The organism is Butyrivibrio sp. AE2015 (genome assembly GCF_000420825.1).
GTDB lineage: Bacteria > Bacillota > Clostridia > Lachnospirales > Lachnospiraceae > Butyrivibrio.
Map to the genome: position 1 here is coordinate 43,414 of NZ_ATVR01000016.1, position 16,944 is coordinate 60,357.

Annotated in this window: 14 protein-coding genes; 12 read left to right on the forward strand and 2 right to left on the reverse strand. The window is 40.9% G+C overall.

Going from position 1 to position 16,944, the window contains the following annotated elements; genetic code table 11:
* Positions 1-12: 12 nt before the first annotated feature.
* On the reverse strand, positions 13-879 hold the full coding sequence (locus tag G585_RS0109385; protein WP_022774582.1) for a glycoside hydrolase family 43 protein: 867 nt from the start codon (positions 877-879) through the stop codon (positions 13-15).
* A gap of 231 nt (positions 880-1,110) precedes the next feature.
* On the opposite strand from G585_RS0109385, the gene G585_RS17715 reads away from it, so the two are divergent.
* The 3 genes from G585_RS17715 (at position 1,111) to G585_RS0109400 (ending at position 5,389) form a co-directional block, all read left to right on the forward strand.
* Entirely contained in the window at positions 1,111-1,809 is a 699-nt protein-coding gene (locus G585_RS17715; protein ID WP_022774583.1) for an MGH1-like glycoside hydrolase domain-containing protein, read from the forward strand.
* On the forward strand, positions 1,799-3,100 hold the full coding sequence (locus G585_RS0109395; RefSeq protein ID WP_022774584.1) for a glycoside hydrolase family 28 protein: 1,302 nt from the start codon (positions 1,799-1,801) through the stop codon (positions 3,098-3,100). The genes G585_RS17715 and G585_RS0109395 overlap by 11 nt, the downstream gene beginning before the upstream one ends.
* Positions 3,101-3,256: 156 nt before the next feature.
* Positions 3,257-5,389, forward strand: a complete 2,133-nt coding sequence (locus tag G585_RS0109400) for a M13-type metalloendopeptidase (RefSeq protein WP_022774586.1) — start codon at positions 3,257-3,259, stop codon at positions 5,387-5,389.
* Between the two features lie 72 nt (positions 5,390-5,461).
* Here the strand turns inward: G585_RS0109400 and G585_RS0109405 are convergent, their stop codons facing one another.
* A complete protein-coding gene (locus G585_RS0109405; protein WP_022774587.1) occupies positions 5,462-6,712 on the reverse strand; it encodes an LL-diaminopimelate aminotransferase in 1,251 nt (416 codons plus the stop codon).
* Between the two features lie 250 nt (positions 6,713-6,962).
* On the opposite strand from G585_RS0109405, the gene dapF reads away from it, so the two are divergent.
* From dapF to trkA, 9 genes are all read left to right on the forward strand, one after another.
* Positions 6,963-7,835, forward strand: a complete 873-nt coding sequence (gene dapF / locus G585_RS0109410) for a diaminopimelate epimerase (protein WP_022774588.1) — start codon at positions 6,963-6,965, stop codon at positions 7,833-7,835.
* 148 nt (positions 7,836-7,983) lie between these two features.
* On the forward strand, positions 7,984-9,033 hold the full coding sequence (gene hisC, locus G585_RS0109415) for a histidinol-phosphate transaminase (protein ID WP_022774590.1): 1,050 nt from the start codon (positions 7,984-7,986) through the stop codon (positions 9,031-9,033).
* Positions 9,034-9,129: 96 nt separating this feature from the next.
* Positions 9,130-9,603: a COG2426 family protein gene (locus G585_RS0109420; protein WP_022774591.1), complete on the forward strand. Its 474-nt coding sequence runs from the start codon at positions 9,130-9,132 to the stop codon at positions 9,601-9,603.
* 68 nt (positions 9,604-9,671) lie between these two features.
* Positions 9,672-10,499 carry a class I SAM-dependent DNA methyltransferase gene (locus G585_RS0109425; RefSeq protein ID WP_022774592.1) on the forward strand — a complete coding sequence of 276 codons (828 nt, stop codon included), beginning with the start codon at positions 9,672-9,674 and terminating at the stop codon, positions 10,497-10,499.
* A 132-nt stretch (positions 10,500-10,631) separates the two neighbouring features.
* Complete coding sequence (locus G585_RS0109430; protein ID WP_022774594.1) at positions 10,632-11,138, forward strand: SEC-C metal-binding domain-containing protein; 507 nt, start codon at positions 10,632-10,634, stop codon at positions 11,136-11,138.
* Between the two features lie 155 nt (positions 11,139-11,293).
* Positions 11,294-13,171 carry a threonine--tRNA ligase gene (locus G585_RS0109435; protein ID WP_022774595.1) on the forward strand — a complete coding sequence of 626 codons (1,878 nt, stop codon included), beginning with the start codon at positions 11,294-11,296 and terminating at the stop codon, positions 13,169-13,171.
* Between the two features lie 52 nt (positions 13,172-13,223).
* Positions 13,224-14,849: a glycosyltransferase family 39 protein gene (locus G585_RS0109440; RefSeq protein ID WP_022774596.1), complete on the forward strand. Its 1,626-nt coding sequence runs from the start codon at positions 13,224-13,226 to the stop codon at positions 14,847-14,849.
* A gap of 12 nt (positions 14,850-14,861) precedes the next feature.
* A complete protein-coding gene (locus tag G585_RS0109445; protein WP_022774598.1) occupies positions 14,862-15,464 on the forward strand; it encodes a hypothetical protein in 603 nt (200 codons plus the stop codon).
* A gap of 118 nt (positions 15,465-15,582) precedes the next feature.
* Entirely contained in the window at positions 15,583-16,944 is a 1,362-nt protein-coding gene (trkA, locus tag G585_RS0109450; RefSeq protein WP_022774599.1) for a Trk system potassium transporter TrkA, read from the forward strand.

Genomic DNA, 16,944 nt, shown 5'->3' on the forward strand with positions numbered 1-16,944 from the left:
CTTTAGATTGTGTTATATTGCCAGTGACTCTTCATTAACCGGTATGAATACAGGGTGCTCCTTTGGTGTTTCGTTTGGCTGGTGGAGAACCATCATAAGTTTTCCGTCAAAGGTTTTAAAGAGCATGCCGTGGCCGCCATCTTTATCAAAGAGAGGTTTCTCATCTATGGTCCAGTTACCATCGATGTTTCCGTTATCGGAGCGGGCAATAGCTTCTGCGTAGCCGCCTTCTGAGATGCTTGCCCAGAGCATGATCAACTCTCCGTTTTCAAGGCGGTGCATGAAGGGACCATCTGTAACATAGCAAATCTCATTGCGAAGTCTGTGCTGCATTCCTTTAACCCATGGCTTTGCCTGGGAAGCTTTGAACAGTGTGACTGGTTCTGATACAGGGTGTGTCAGATCATCAGAGAGTTCAACAGAGCAAATCTCCCCATCTGCGAGGTCTACCCACTCATGGCTGAATACCATATATGGCTTTCCTTCAGGGGACAGATAGAAGGTTCCATCAAGGCTGTTCCATTCATCAGGAGTAATTTTCCCGTCGCTGTGAACCTTAAATGGTCCAAGAGGGCTTTCTGATGACAGGATCATGGTGCCTTTTTTATCGAGAGCTTCAGAATTAAATGTCGCAAACATGTAAAAAGTGTTATTGTAAATATGTACTTCAGGAGCCCAGTAGTTTTTGTCAGCCCAGAAATTTTCAGGCTTGTGGAATACTTCAAAAGGGCCGTCCCAATTTACCAGGTCCTTACTGGTATAGCAGTCAAAGCCATCGGCGAGTCCCCAACAGGTCTTGGCTCTTGTTCCGTACATGTAATATGTGTCTTTAAAAGGTAATACAAAGGGATCACGAATGTTGATTTCTTCAAGTGTCATAGTAAAAACCTCGTTTTTGTTTTTCATTTTATCACATGGAAGTTGTAATAGAATTACTATTCTTGACATAAAAACAGAAAAAAATGGAGGAAGGATGTACATAGAAGTATATAAAGGGGAATATGACGGAGTAGCCGTGGGGCGGGTTGCAAGGAATCAGAACTTTACAACAAGCATTTCCTACTATCACAATGAGTACCAGATTCAGTATATCTTTGACGGGGAACCAAAATGGCCCTGTGGGACGGGGTTAGTGGTGCATTTTTTGACAGAGATAAGAATCACAATAAGTTGCCAACACTTATCCACAACAATCTGAGGATGATGTACTGGAACAGTATGACCAGAGAAGAAGCTGACAGGTTTGTCAGTATGCATTTACTTAATGAAAAAGAGTTTTGGACCAATATGCCACTTCCGTCAGTTTCAGTGTCAGATCCTTTATACAGGAATGATACAGAGAATAACTGGAGTGGTCAGCCCCAGGCTCTTACCTTCCAGAGAGCGATCGATGCGATGGAAAACTACGGCTATTATAGTCTGATCCCCAAGCTTGGCCGAAAGCTCTTTGAGGCAATAGGTGACGATTGCATTTTTGTTCAACAGTACGACCCATTTACCATGAAGCCATCTATACACAGCGTTTCCGGAGGCCAGGATGCTTACGGACCTGCCATGCTTTCGGTTTTGGAATATGTGAGCAGGATGTACGGAGTTGTAGTTAAAAGAGATAAACTCATCTGGAGCAGCATAAAAGAAGATGAGGGCTTTTATGAACAGCATATAAATGGACATATTTATAGGATTGAACAGGGACAGAATAAGGCTTATGCTTTTATTGACGGGAAAGAGGCTTTTTCTTTTGACAGAGGAAAACGCATCGAAACGGATATGGAAGGAAAGGAGCATTTAAAAGAAAATGACCTATAATATTCTTGATTATGGAGCAGTAGCCGACGGAAAAACAAAATGTACATCAGCTATTCAGGCGGCAATCGATGCCTGCACCGAAAAAGGCGGAAGAGTTGTGGTACCTGCAGGAACGTTTTTATCAGGCACACTTCGACTCAGGTCCAATGTGGATCTGCATTTGGAGCATGGAGCAGTTCTTTTGTCCAGTCTTGATGAAGCGGATGTTATCGATTATTTCAAGGATGGCGACGAGGACAATGAGGTTGACGGCTGGGAAGGCGGTTGCTTTTTATTTGCGCTTCATGAAAAGAATATTGCGATAACCGGAACGGGAACAATTGATGGTCAGGGAAGGAATGCTTTTTTTGACGATGAAGATCCTGAAACGGCAAAAAATGGGAGCCCTTTAAATGTCAGAGGCTTCAGACCCAGAATGAGCTATCTTGAGGATGTGGAAAACCTCACTGTTACTGATGTTACTTTTTTTGACTCCGCATTCTGGACTCTTCACATGGCGGGTTGCAGGAATGTCAGAATAGAGAACATTGTCATTGACAATGACAAAAGAGGTCCCAATAATGACGGAATAGATCCAGATTGCTGCCAGAACGTTATCATAAAAGGCTGCAGGATAAAAACTGGTGATGACAGCATTGTACTTAAATCCACATCTCCAATGTATAAAAAGTATGGGGATTGCAAGGATATTGTGGTTAACGGATGTCTTTTGTCATCAAATTGTTCGGGAATCAAGATCGGAACAGAGACCTTTGGAGATATTCACGACATAATCATCTCTGATTGTATAGTTCGTGACTGCATCAGGGGAATAGGCATCTGGTCAAGAGATGGCGGCGAAATCTACAACATCGATATCCACCATGTTCGCGGAACAACCAGAAATTTTGTGGATTGCAAGGACAGAAGGACCGGAGTCTGGAACTGGTGGGGTGAAGGTGAACCTCTGGCTATTACTGCGACCAAGAGGGACGGCGTGGACAGGCTCCCGGGAAAAGTCAGGGATATAAACATCGATCACGTTTTTATTACTTGTGAGTCACCGATAATAATGGCCGGAGAAGACTATTCTCCTATCGAAAATATCAGCGTCACTGAGTCAAAATTTGTTTTCAAGAATCAAAGTGGCAAGACAGATCTTATTCTTGATGAGCGTCCATCTGACAGAGGCCGCTATTCTATGAAGATGGGATATACTTTTTTTAGAAATGCAAAAGATATTACGATGGATGCTGAATTTGTCATTGATAAGAGTATGGAAAAGTTTATAGATCAGGATAACGAGACATAAATGCACATTTTTGTGATAAAATAATTTTCAGTCAATACAGCCAGTGGAGGCGTGGGGCTTCCACTGGCTTTTTCTTTTAGGAAGCAGGTGAGTACGCTTGCATAATTGTATTATATATGCGATAAAAGAAATAGTATTGATTGATATTTCAAGATTTTGGCAGCTCTTTTGACAGGATGCTTGTTACTTGCCGGGTGCGGAACTGCAGCTGATAGTGCGGTAACTGAAACTCCTGCCGAGGAGGAAAGTAAGGAAGAGGTTGCGGCAGAGGCATCAACAGATGCTGCAAGTGTTGAGGCTTCCGAAGAAACAGCTCAGGCTGAAGACACATCATACGTCATTGATGGGGGGAATCCGTGGATAAACTCCAATATTAAAGAGAATGTTGTTAATTCAGAAAAACCATCAGAAAAAGACGATCTGAACATGGCGGTAAATTATGACTGGGTCAGAAACACCGAGATCCCTGCAGGATACACCTCTACCGGTACCTTTGTTGAGGTTGGACAGATAATTGACGACAAGGCGTTGGCAACTTTAGAGGATGAAAGCATAGAGGGGCATGATGCTGAACTTGTAAGAGCATTTTACAATGCTTTTCTTGATTGGGATGATCGAAATGCAAAGGGGGTTTCTCCGATTGAACCTTATGTGAAAGACATCGAATCTCTTTCGAGTATAGATGATGTCACAGCATTTGTTACTGATGTTGACAGGTCATTCTTTACACCTGCTTTGGTGGGCGTTGGCAATATTGGAGATCTCACAGATTCAACCAGATATGTGACAGATTTTGACCATACAGGTCTGCTTCTTGGAGATTCTGCAGAGTATAAAGAGTTTAGTACTGTTGGTAAGCTAAAATATGATGCTTATAAAAAACTCTTTTCTAGTATCATGACAAGAATGGGATATACACAGGATGATGCTGATAAGTACTTTGAAGCCTGCATGGCCTATGAGACAGCTCTTGCTGAAAAGGTATATACTTCACTCGAAAATAACGATCCTGCAATTTATGAGAAGATACTAAACTACTACGCTCCCGAGGAAATGGCAGAGCTTGCGCCTAATTTCCCGGTAGATGAGTTTATTAAGTCAAATGGTTTTGATAATGCAGAGCTTTTCCTTGTAACAGAGCCTGAAGCTCTTGCCAAGGTATCTGAACTTTATACAGATGAGAATCTTGAGAACATAAAAGGATACTTCATGGTTCAAACAGTTTTAGGATGTACAGCTTATCTTGACAAGGAGACTTTTGAAGCAAGACTTGATGCCCAGCGTTCAATTTATGGTGCGTCAGGAGCTCTTTCTGATGAAAAATATGCATATGTCTATTTAAATAATGCTTTGCCGGAATCAATGGAAAAGGCATACATGGCTAAGTATGATGTTACAGAGACAAAAAAGACTATAACAAAACTTTGTGAAGATGTGGCCAGTGTCTACAGGGAAATGCTTGAAGGCGAGGAATGGCTCTCTGATGAGACAAAAGAATATGCTATTAGCAAGCTTGATTCTCTGAAGATCAATGTAATTGAGCCAAATGAATATGAGGACTATAGCGGTCTTGATCTGAATGGCCTTTCATATTTTGAAGTACAGAAGGCACTTGCGAATTATAGGTGGGAACTTGATAAGAAGAGGACAAACGGAAAAGTAAATAAGAATATTTGGGAAGGCATATCTACTCTTGAAACAAATGCCTACTACGACCCAACTGTAAATTCGATCAACATACTTCTGGGAATTCTTGATGGAGATTTCTACAGTGATGATATGGCAAAAGAGCAGCTTTATGCAGGAATAGGTTCTATTATCGGACATGAGATAAGCCATGCTTTTGATACAAATGGAGCTCAGTTTGATAAGGATGGTAACTACAGTAGCTGGTGGACAGATGAGGATTATGCCGCATTCCAGGAAAGAGCTCAGAAGCTGATCGATTACTATGATGGAATAACAGTCTATGGTGATGAAAAAGCTATTGGTTCTCTTGTCCAGACCGAAGCTATTGCAGATATAGCAGGTGTTAAAGCTATGATGACTCTTGCAGCCAAGGAAGAAAACTTTGATTATAAGCTTTTCTTTGAGAGCTACGCTAACATATGGAAAGATATGCAAACATATGAAGCAAGCTATTCACAGCTTACTCAGGATCCACATCCGCTTAGCTATCTCAGAGTAAATGTAACATCGCAGCAGTACGATGAATTCTATAAGGCTTTCGATGTAAAAGAGGGCGATGGAATGTATCTTGCTCCGGAAAACAGAATTTTGATCTGGTAAAAAAGACCCTCGGGGACGGGGTTAATGGGCCATTAATTGCAATGACCTATTTCCGTTCCCGAGGGTTTGTTTTTAAAATGGACCATTAACCCCGTCCCCGAGGGCCTTTATGCGGTCGATGGCTTCTACTGTGTTTTCGTAGCTTCCAAAAGCAGTGAGTCTGAAGTAGTGTTCACCACTTGGACCGAAGCCAGAACCGGGGGTTCCAACTACATTGGCTTTTTCGAGAAGGTAGTCAAAAAATTCCCAGCTTGTCATGTTGTCTGGAGTCTTAAGCCAGATATATGGCGAGTTTTTGCCACCATACACTGTGTATCCGGCTTCTTTAAGACCATCATAGATGTATTTTGCATTCTTCATGTAGGACGCGATCATTTCTTTTACCTGAGCCTTGCCTTCAGGGCTGTAGATGGCTTCGCCTGCTCTCTGAACGATGTATGGAGCGCCGTTGTACTTGGTTCCATGTCTTCTTGCCCAGAGGCTGTGCATCTGGACCTCTTTACCCTGGAAGGAAACCTTAAGGTCGTGAGGAATGATCGTTGCACCGAGTCTTAAACCGGTGAATCCTGCATTCTTGGAAAAAGATCTAAGCTCAATAGCACATGTTCTTGCACCATCGCACTCATAGATAGAATGAGGAATGTTATCCTCTGAAATATAAGCCTCATAAGCAGCGTCAAAGATAATGACAGCGCCTGCTTTGTTTGCGTAATCAACCCATTTCTGGAGCTGGTCTTTTGTGATGGCTTCACCAGTTGGATTATTTGGGAAGCACAGATAAATAAGGTCTGGTGTTTCTGATGGAAGTTCAGGTGCAAAGCCGTTTTCAGCTGTACAAGGCATGTAGATAACATTGCTCCACATTCCTGTATTCTCATCATAATCCCCGCATCTTCCAGCCATAACATTTGAATCAACATATACTGGGTAAACGGGATCGCAGACTGCTATTTTTGCATCTTTTGAAAAGATTTCCTGTATAGCTCCGGAATCACTTTTGGCTCCGTCAGAAATAAAGACTTCATCGTCTGCGATATCGCATCCTCTTGCTCTAAAGTCGTTTTCAGCAACTGCGTGACGAAGAAACTCGTATCCAAGGTCAGGGGCATATCCTCTGAAAGTTTCTGCATCTGCCTGCTCATCAACAGCCTTGTGAAGAGCCTCTATAACTGCTTTTGGCAGTGGCTTTGTGACATCACCGATTCCGAGACGGATGATCTTTTTATCTGGGTTTGCCTTCTGGAAAGCTGCAACTTTTTTGGCAATCGTACTAAAAAGGTAGCTTCCGGGTAGTTTTAAATAATCTTCATTTGGCTTAAACATAGTGTGTTCTCCTGTTATTACTGTGTTATACTTTTCTCGTATCTGTCGTGCACAATTTAATTTGTTTTTTATCCTACACTATTTTTGTATAATTGTATACATTTTTCTTGCGCTTTTTTTTGCAGATGTTTAATATGAAAAATAATAAGTGGCAACTGTGATGAATTGTTGTGGCTTTTGAGTGCTATAAAATAAATATGTATAGAAAGGACACTTTCGCAGATTGTTGGAAGTGGTCAGGGTTTAAGATATGAAATTTACAAAAATGCATGGCTGTGGAAACGATTATGTTTATGTAGATGGAAAAAGTGAGAAGATTTCTCAGGAAAAGAAATCTGAGCTTGCTATTAAAGTTTCTGACAGACATTTCGGAATTGGTTCTGATGGCCTTATTTTTATAAATCCTGTGGATGATGATAGCATCGACTTTGAAATGGAGATGTATAACGCGGACGGTTCCCGTTCAGAAATGTGTGGAAACGGCATTAGATGCGTTGCAAAGTACGTATATGACAAGGGACTTACTACTAAAAAGAACCTTGTTATCGTAAGTGCAGGAAAGAAAAAATACATAGATCTTACTATTGGTGATGATGGAATGGTCTCATCAGTGAAGGTTGATATGGGGGCGCCTATATTAAAACCGGAGGATGTGCCGGTCTGTATCAATGATGGCGAAAAAACAGATATGGTCGTGGATGCACCAATTGTCGTTGATGGCAAAGAGTGGCACATGACCTGTGTTTCAATGGGTAACCCTCATGCGGTAGTTTTTTTACCTGAAGATATGAGTCTTGAGAATTTTGATATAGAGAAGATCGGGCCAAAGTTTGAAAATCATGAGTTCTTTCCAAGACGCGTAAATACAGAATTTGTAAAGATTGATGATAAAAACAATGTTCACATGCGCGTGTGGGAGAGAGGAACAGGTGAGACTCTTGCCTGTGGTACCGGATGCTGCGCAACAGGAGTTGCCTGCGTCTTGAACGGACTTACAGATAATGATGTGACAGTTCATGTCCTTGGCGGAGAAGTAATGGTCTCCTGGGACGGGGTTAGTGGTTCATCTGTTATTATGGAAGGACCTGCAACAACAGTATTTGAGGGCGAGATTGAGGTGTGATGATATCACATTGGATGTGATGATAATAGGGTAACGTAGGATTAGAAGTAAATTTGACATACAGGGATAAAAGAGATTGCCAGTTTAAAAATGATATGTTAGACTATGCTTTATCATGGTAGAGCAATAAAGTAATGGAGGATTTAACATGTCTTGGGAAGAAAATGTCAGAAAAGTTGTTCCATATACTCCTGGAGAACAGCCTAAAATAAGCAATATTATAAAATTAAATACAAACGAATGCCCTTATCCACCGGCGCCATCTGTAAAGAAGGCCCTGGATAGTTTTTGTTATGAATCCTTGAGATTATATCCGGATCCGGGTTCAGGCGTATTGATAAATGCTTTGTCAGACTATTACAATGTGCCTTCAGATCAGATATTCGTCGGAGTTGGATCTGATGATGTGCTTTCTATGGCATTTTTGACATTTTTTAACTCGGGTAAGCCCATTCTTTTCCCTGACATCACATATTCTTTTTATGATGTATGGGCTGACCTATACAGGATTCCGTACAAACAGCTTCCGCTTGATGAGGAATTCAGAATAAAGAAGGAAGATTACTATGTTGAAAACGGTGGGGTTATCTTCCCTAATCCCAATGCCCCTACGGGCCTTGTTGAAGATCTGGACATGATAGAAGATATACTTAAGAATAACAGGGATGTGGTTGTGATCGTTGATGAAGCCTATATTGATTTTGGTGGAAAGAGTGCACTACCCCTTATTGATAAGTATGAGAACCTGCTTGTTGTTCAGACCTTTTCAAAGTCAAGGGCAATGGCAGGAATGAGGATTGGCTTTGCTTTTGGCTCTAAGAAGCTTATAGGTTACTTAAATGATGCCAAGTTTTCTTTTAACTCATACACAATGAACAGGACATCTCTTGAGCTTGGAGCAGCGGCACTGGCCGACAAAGAGTATTTTAAGGAAACTTGCAGCAAGATAATCGCAACCAGGGAGAGAGTTAAGCCACTTTTGTCAGAGCTTGGATTTGTCTTTCCTGATTCTTCAAGTAACTTTATTTTTGCAAAGCACAAAAATGTTTCCGGGAAAAAGATATTTGAGGAGCTGCGCAAGCGCGGAATAATCGTAAGAAGATGGGATCTGCCACGTATAAGTGAATATCTAAGGATCACTGTAGGCACCGATGAGCAGATGGATACGCTGATAGGGAGCCTACGGGAAATTGTTTAAACGAAGAATCTATAATACATGATTGCGATTAATACAGTTTAATGATAAAATTTCTGAGTTGCTGACTGAACGCACATATGATTAGGAGATTTATTCATGTTAAAAAAGTATATCATAGTATTTTTGATCTCGATGGTTCCGCTTGTTGAGCTCAGAGGAGCAGTACCTTATGCAATTGCTATGGGGCTTCCGGTACTTCCAAGCTACATTATTGCTATTATCGGTAATATGATCCCAATGCCTTTTATTTTCTTTTTTGCCAGAAAGGTCCTTGAGTGGGGAAAAGATAAGCCTGTGATAGGTGGTTTCTTTACTTTCTGTCTTGAGAAGGGACATAAGGGCGGAGAAAAATTAAAAGAGAAAGCCGGAAAAGGTTTATACTGGGCACTTTTCCTGTTTGTTGGAATTCCACTTCCAGGAACAGGTGCATGGACAGGTACACTTGCTGCCTCAATCCTTGATATGGATTTCAAAAAGAGCGTCAAAGCAGTCGTTTGCGGTGTAGTACTTGCCGGTATTATAATGGGACTTGGAACAAAGGTAGTACTTCTTATAGGAAGCCTTTTCTGATCAAAAAATTATTTTTTGAAGTGTATTGGACTGTTTGATCATCATTCAGTTTTAAAAAAGGAATAAACATGGAAGCTTATACAGATTTTGCAAGTGTATATGATACATTCATGGATGAAACCCCATACGAAGTATGGGGTAATTTTATTGCAGAATTAATTGAAAAATATGGTGTCAGCAGGCCGATTAATGCAGAAAAAAGAGCTGACGTGGCCAAAGAGGATAGCGAAGAAGCTCTTGACCAGGAAAAAAACCTTGTGGTTGAGCTTGGCTGTGGCACGGGTAGTTTCACCATTGAAATGGCAAAAAAAGGCTATGACATAATGGGAATTGACTTATCTCCCGATATGCTTGATATTGCCAGAAATAAAGCGGCAAATAAGGGGATTGATCTTATGTTCCTTGAACAGGATATGAGAGAGCTTGACCTGTACTGTACTGCGGGAACAATTGTCAGTGTATGTGACAGCATAAACTACCTGCTTGATGATGCCGACGTTATAGAAACATTCAGACTTGTTAACAATTTCCTGTTTCCAAAGGGAATATTTATTTTTGATTTTAATACCCTTCACAAGTACAGAGATGTGATCGGCGATGTGACAATTGCAGAAAACCGCGAGGATTGCAGCTTTATCTGGGATAATTACTATCATGAAGATGAGCATATCAATGAATATGATCTGACAATCTATGCTATCTGCGATAAGGAAAAAGAGCTGTTCAGAAGGTCAGTAGAGACTCATTACCAGCGAGGCTATACGCTTGAAGAAATGACTTCATTTGTAAAAGAAGCCGGTCTTGAATTCATCACGGCAATTGATGCAGATACGCATGAAGCGGTAACGGATGGCAGTGAGAGAATCTATATAGTTGCCAGGGAAAATGGAAAGTAAATGATTAATGATTTCTGCCATCATATTTACACTAACTTTGGTTTACATATCCAGGCAAATATATTAAAATAACGTGTATGCTTTGAACAAAAGTAAAAATTTATAATAAAAAAGAAATAGGAGTATTTGGTTATGGCATTACTTAAAAAATGGCGTGATATGGCTTATTCTGAGACTGCAGATAAGGGAAGTCTTCAGAAGCTGTGGACAGAATATTTTCAGAAAGAACGTGACATCTATGCAACTCTTTTGAAGAACCCTGATGAAGTTGTAAAGGGAACTGTAAAAGAACTTGCTGAGAAATACGGCGTTGATCTTATGACAATGGTTGGATTCCTCGATGGTATCAATGACTCTCTTAAAGAGCAGAACCCTATCGACGATATGGAAGAGGACACAGAGGTTAACCTTGGCTTTGACAAGGAACTTCTTTATAAGAATATGGTAAATGCCGGTGCTGACTGGCTTTACAACCTTACAGAGTGGGAAGCAATCTTTGATGAGGACAAGAGAAAGGCTCTCTACAAAGAGGAGAAGGCTTCACATACTATCAGAAAAGAGGACAAGGTATATCCTAACGATCCATGTCCATGCGGAAGTGGTAAAAAGTACAAGAAGTGCCACGGCAAAAACGCTTAATTTGAGATATTGATCTGACAGGTAGAAATATTGAATTTATGTGTGAAGGGCTTGCTCATTCATATGTAAATGTCGGTATTTCTATTTGTTGATTAATACAATATAAATAATGTAAGAGGCTGCTCCCGGTAGGGGTAGCACGAAAGGATGAAAAAATGAATAAAGAAGAGTATTTACAAGTTTACCGCCACTCACTTGCGCACATTCTTGCCAAGGCAGTTATCGAGCTTTACGGTGAGGAAGTTCAGTATGCTATCGGACCTCAGATCGAGGATGGATGCTACTATGATTTCGTTCTTCCAAAGGCTGTAACACAGGATGACTTCAAGACGATCGAAGACAAGATGCGTGAGATCATCAAGAGAAGAGAGGATTGGACACGTAAAGAGGTCTCAAAGTCGGAGGCACTTGAAATGTTCAAGAATCAGAAGTTCAAGACTGAACTTATCAATGACCTTCCAGAGGATGAGGTAATCACTGTTTACTATACAGGTGAGGATTATGTGGATCTTTGCCGCGGACCTCACGTAGAAAACTCTCAGGAGCTCTTTAATGCATCTTATCAGATCAAGTCTGTTTCAGGTGCATACTGGAGAGGCGATGAGCATAGAGATCAGCTTTCAAGAATCTATCTTTATGCTTTCCCAAGCAAGGATGAGCTTAAACAGCACATCAAGATGATCCAGGAAGCTATGGAGAGAGACCACAAGAAGATCGGGGCTGCACTTGATCTTTTCATGTTTGATGAAACAGCTCCCGGTATGCCTTACTGGCTTCCAAGAGGATGGAAGATGTATCAGGCACTTCTTAAGTATTCAAGAGAAGTACAGGAAAGACACGGCTATACAGAAATAGCTGCCCCTCTTGTAAACAACAAAAAGCTCTGGCTTATCAGTGGTCACTGGGCTCATTACGTAAACAACATGTTCATGGTTCCCGGTGTTTCAGGATGGCTTAAGGCAGACGCTGAGATCCCTGGTGTACTTGAGAACATCAACGAGCCTGCAGAAGAGCCAAAGAACATCAAGATCCAGGCTGGTTCAGTTATCTACAATCGTGAGCAGGATGACACAATGGCAGCTAAGCCAATGAACTGTCCTAATGCCATGATGACATATAAGAGAACAAATCACTCTTACAAAGAGCTTCCTATCCGTTACAGCGAGTATGATGTTCTTCACCGTAAAGAGAAGTCAGGACAGATGAATGGTCTTTTCCGTGTTCAGGAGTTCCGTCAGGATGATGACCATACATTCGTAATGGAATCTCAGATAAAAGAGGAGATTGCAGACGTTATCTCTATCGCAGATGAGATCTACAAGACATTCGGCGTAACATACAGAGCTGAGCTCTCAACAAGACCTGAAGATTTCATGGGTGATATTGAAGTTTGGAACAGAGCTGAGGCTGCTCTTAAGGAAATTCTTGATGAAAAGTACGGCGAGGGTGGATACGAAGTAAATGAAGGCGATGGTGCTTTCTACGGACCTAAGATCGACCTTCAGATCAAGGATGCTCTTGGAAGAGAATGGCAGTGTGGGACTGTACAGCTTGACTTCCAGCTTCCTCATAACTTTGGCCTTACATACCAGGCTCAGGATGGAACAATGCAGATGCCTGTAGTTATCCACAGAGCTATCTATGGATCACTTGAGAGATTTATCGGTATCATCATCGAGAACTTCAAGGGTGTATTCCCATTCTGGCTCAGCCCATATCAGGTTGGTATCGTTCCGATCAGAGTTGAGCACAACGAATACGCTGAGAAGGTAGAGAAAGCTCTTATGGCAGCAGGCGTTCGTGTTGAAGCTGATTACTCAGACAACAACATGAAAGAGAAGATCAAAAAGTTCAAGAATTACAAAGATCCATACATCCTTGTAATTGGAGACAAAGAAGCTGCTGAGGGTACAGTATCTATCAATGTACGCGGTTCAAACAAGCAGGTTCAGAATGTTCCTTTAGAGACATTTGTTGAAATGTGCAAGAAGCTTAACACAGAGCATTCACTTGAACTTATAGAATCACTTTAATCAATCATAGGCACAGCTATTTATTGGCTGTGCCTATATTTAAGAGGATGGAATGTCTGAAAAAAGAATTAAAGTCACAAAAGACTGTATTGGAATAGGTTTTATTGTTGCGGCTATATATTGTCTGGTCAGAGCATTTCTTCTGACCTTTTCTACAGATATTTGGTACGACGAGCTTTTTTCCATGGAGTTTGCCAAAAGACCTTTTGAGGAACTTATCAGTCTTACCTCAAAGGATGTGCACCCGCCGCTCTATTATATGATCGTGAGGGTGTTTTTGCTCCTTGGAAGCAGTTTTGGTCTGCCAATTGAAACAAGTGGCAAGATTGCATCAATCCTGCCGTTTTTACTGCTTTTTGTTTATGCAGTCACTGTCATCAGGAAAAATCATGGGATGCTTGCAAGCGGGCTTTTTTGCTTTGCGTCAGTTACTATGCCGGGACTTCCTGAATACACAACTGAAATCAGAATGTACAGCTGGGCACTTTTCTTTGTGACAGCTTCACTTATACATGCCTTCAATCTGATGAAAAACTATCTGAGCGAAGACAGAAAATGGGATCTTCCAAACGTAATCGCACTGTTTTTGTTTGGAACAGCAGCTTTTTATACCCATTACTATGCTGCACTTTCAGTAGCAATCATTTATTTCTATGTTTTACTTTGGATGATAATAAAGTACGTTGCTGTTATGGGCGGTAAAGGTAGCAAAAAGCATCTGAACTTCAAGGCAATCGCAGCTGTTATCATCAGCGCTAACCTGACTGCTGTTTGCTATGTTCCATGGCTTGCAGTTCTCCTTGGACAGGCACATACTGTGAGCGGAAGCTACTGGATACAGCCTGTGGGACTTAGGACCTTTGGAAGCTGTATCAAATATCTCTTTAGCGGATATTTCTCAAATAGTATTATTACCACTTCCCTGGCGGTTATATTGTTCATACTTGTTGTCTTTATTGTGGTTAACAATGTGATCAGACTGATAAAATGTGGATATCAGGATGAAAATGAAAAGATAAAAGACCTTCAGAGTCTTATGGCAGTTATGGTGCTTCCTTTGCTGGTCATTGTAGGAATTGTGGCATCGATGCTGATCCGCCCTGTGTTTGTTAGCAGGTATATGATCCCTGCAATGGGGGCTTTCTATCTTGCCCTAAGCATTAGTATAGGGAATGTATTTAATAGGACTGGAACCAAAAAAATCACACAGATAGCCTATTGTATATTGGGGATACTTATTGCTATAGTTGGATGTGTGGATTTTAAAGGCTTTATCGGTAACGAAGAGTACCGACAGGTCAACATGGAAAAGACATTAGAGCTCTTTTCAGAAATAGATTCAGATACACTTATTATCAGTAACTTTGATCATGTTCAGGCTCTTTTGGCTTATTATCTAAATGAAGATATGACAGATGATGAGCATAAAATATATCTCTACTATGGACAGCCTGAAGCACTTGTGGATGAAATGCTCACAGGACTCTATACTATTGAGGATTCTGTGGATGTTAAGAATTATCTTTTGTCAGGAAAAAGAGTTCTCTTTCTCGGAAGCTTTAACAGCAGAGAAGTTATACTTGATGAGTGGAATAAAGAATATGGCATAACCTATGAGAATCTTGGAAGCTATCTCATGGAGAGATACTGGTTTGACGTATTTGAACTAAGCCTTTAATTTGGAGGAAATATGAAAAAGATACGAGCCGTTTATCTGCTTTTATTGGCTGCTGTCATAGCCATTATAAGTAGTGTTGGATTTTTAGATGGCATAACGATTTATGCCAAAGATGAATTAAAAGAGGCCAGACAGTGTACGTTTGTTGTACCTTCTGACTTTACACTTCAGGCTGAAACGGGCACCTTTGTCAACAAGAACGAACCTATGGAGTCTTCATCAATCAGCTACAACATATATGATAATGGTAAAAATATCACCCTTACTAACAGGGAGAAGAAAAGAAATCCCGCATCCATAGAGAAGGCAGTTATAGACAATACCGCTAATCTCACTAAGAGTGAGTATGAAAAACTTTTGTCAGAATCATATAATGAAGCCTTTGGCAGCGATGTTGACTTCACGGTGGAGAGCTTTGAGAACATTACTATCGATGGATATCCCGGGTATCATATTGAGTCAAGCTTTATGGTGCCTGATCAGCAGAAGGCTTACCAGACAGTCTACATGATATTGTCTAAGTACAAGACCTTTACGATCACCTATCAGAGAGCGGAAGATGATAATTGTCAGGAGTTGTTTGAGCAGAGTGCTGCTACAATTCATGTGAATTAAATGGGCTAAGTATTGTCATTTTGTGGGCAATACTTAGCTTATTCTTTGGAATAGCCGATATATTAATAGCTATTTGTGGTAGAATATATAAGGATTTTTATGTCTTTGGAGGATTATTATGCGAATTATTATCGTGGGCTGTGGAAATGTTGGTCAGACTCTTACTCAGCAGCTCAGTAAAGAAGGACATTATATAACCGTTATAGAGGAAAAAAGTAGTGTTGTACAAAACGTTGTAAACAGCTATGACGTTATGGGGATTGTGGGTAACGGTGCAAGTTACTCTATCATGAAGGACGCCGGAATTGAAAAGGCAGACCTTATGGTGGCTGTAACTGATTCTGATGAGCTTAATCTTTTGTGCTGTCTTATTGCTAAAAAGGCAGGTAATTGCCATACTATCGCGCGAGTACGTAACCCTGTCTATAAGAAAGAGATTAATTTTATTAAAGAAGAACTGGGCTTATCAATGGTCATCAATCCTGAAGAGGCAGCAGCCAATGAAGCTGCAAGGCTGTTAAAGCTTCCTTCAGCGACAAAGATCGAGACCTTTGCAAGAGGCCGAGCAGAGCTTATCAAGATGATCATCAGTGAAGATTCAAGGCTCTGCGATAAGGCACTTAAGGATATCCCTGCAGATCTTAAAAAGCAGGTTATCATCGCAGTTGTTTCAAGAGGAAAAGATGTCTTTATCCCTGATGGAAACTTTATATTAAGGGCGGGTGATGAGATTACTATCATCGGATCCAGCAGAAATACACTTAACTTCTTTAAAAAGATGGGACTTCCTACAGCGAAGGTACACTCAACAATTATTGTAGGAGGCGGAGAGACCGGATACTATCTTGCCGGACAGCTCATATCCTACGGTATTAAGGTGACTATTTTTGATAAAGATGCAGAGCGCTGCAAAGAGCTTTCTGAGCTCCTTCCGCAGGCACTTGTCATCAACGGTGACGGAACTGATAAGGATATGCTCTTGGAAGAGGGAATTACCAGAGTTGAGTCTTTTGCTTCCCTTACCAATCTCGATGAAGAGAACATAATGCTCTCAATGTATGTCAAAAACATCAATCCAAAGGCTAAACTCATAACAAAGGTCCACAGAGTTAACTATGGTGAGATAATTGGATCACTTGATATTGGAAGCATTATTTATCCAAAGAATATTACTGCTGAGAGGATCGTGCAGTTTGTGCGAGGAATGTCAGCATCAAAAGACAGCAACATAGAGGCGCTTTATAAGCTCAATGATGAAAGAGCTGAGGCCCTTGAATTTATAGTAAGAAGTGGAAGCCCTGTTATTGGCGTTCCTTTGGCTCAGCTTAATCTTAAGAAGGGCATTCTTATAGCCTGCATAAATCATTACGGAGAGATCATAACTCCTAGTGGAGAGAGCGTTATAAGAGACAGAGATTCGGTAATTGTAGTAACAACACTTGCCGGATTAAATGATATTAACGACATACTGGAGAAGTAA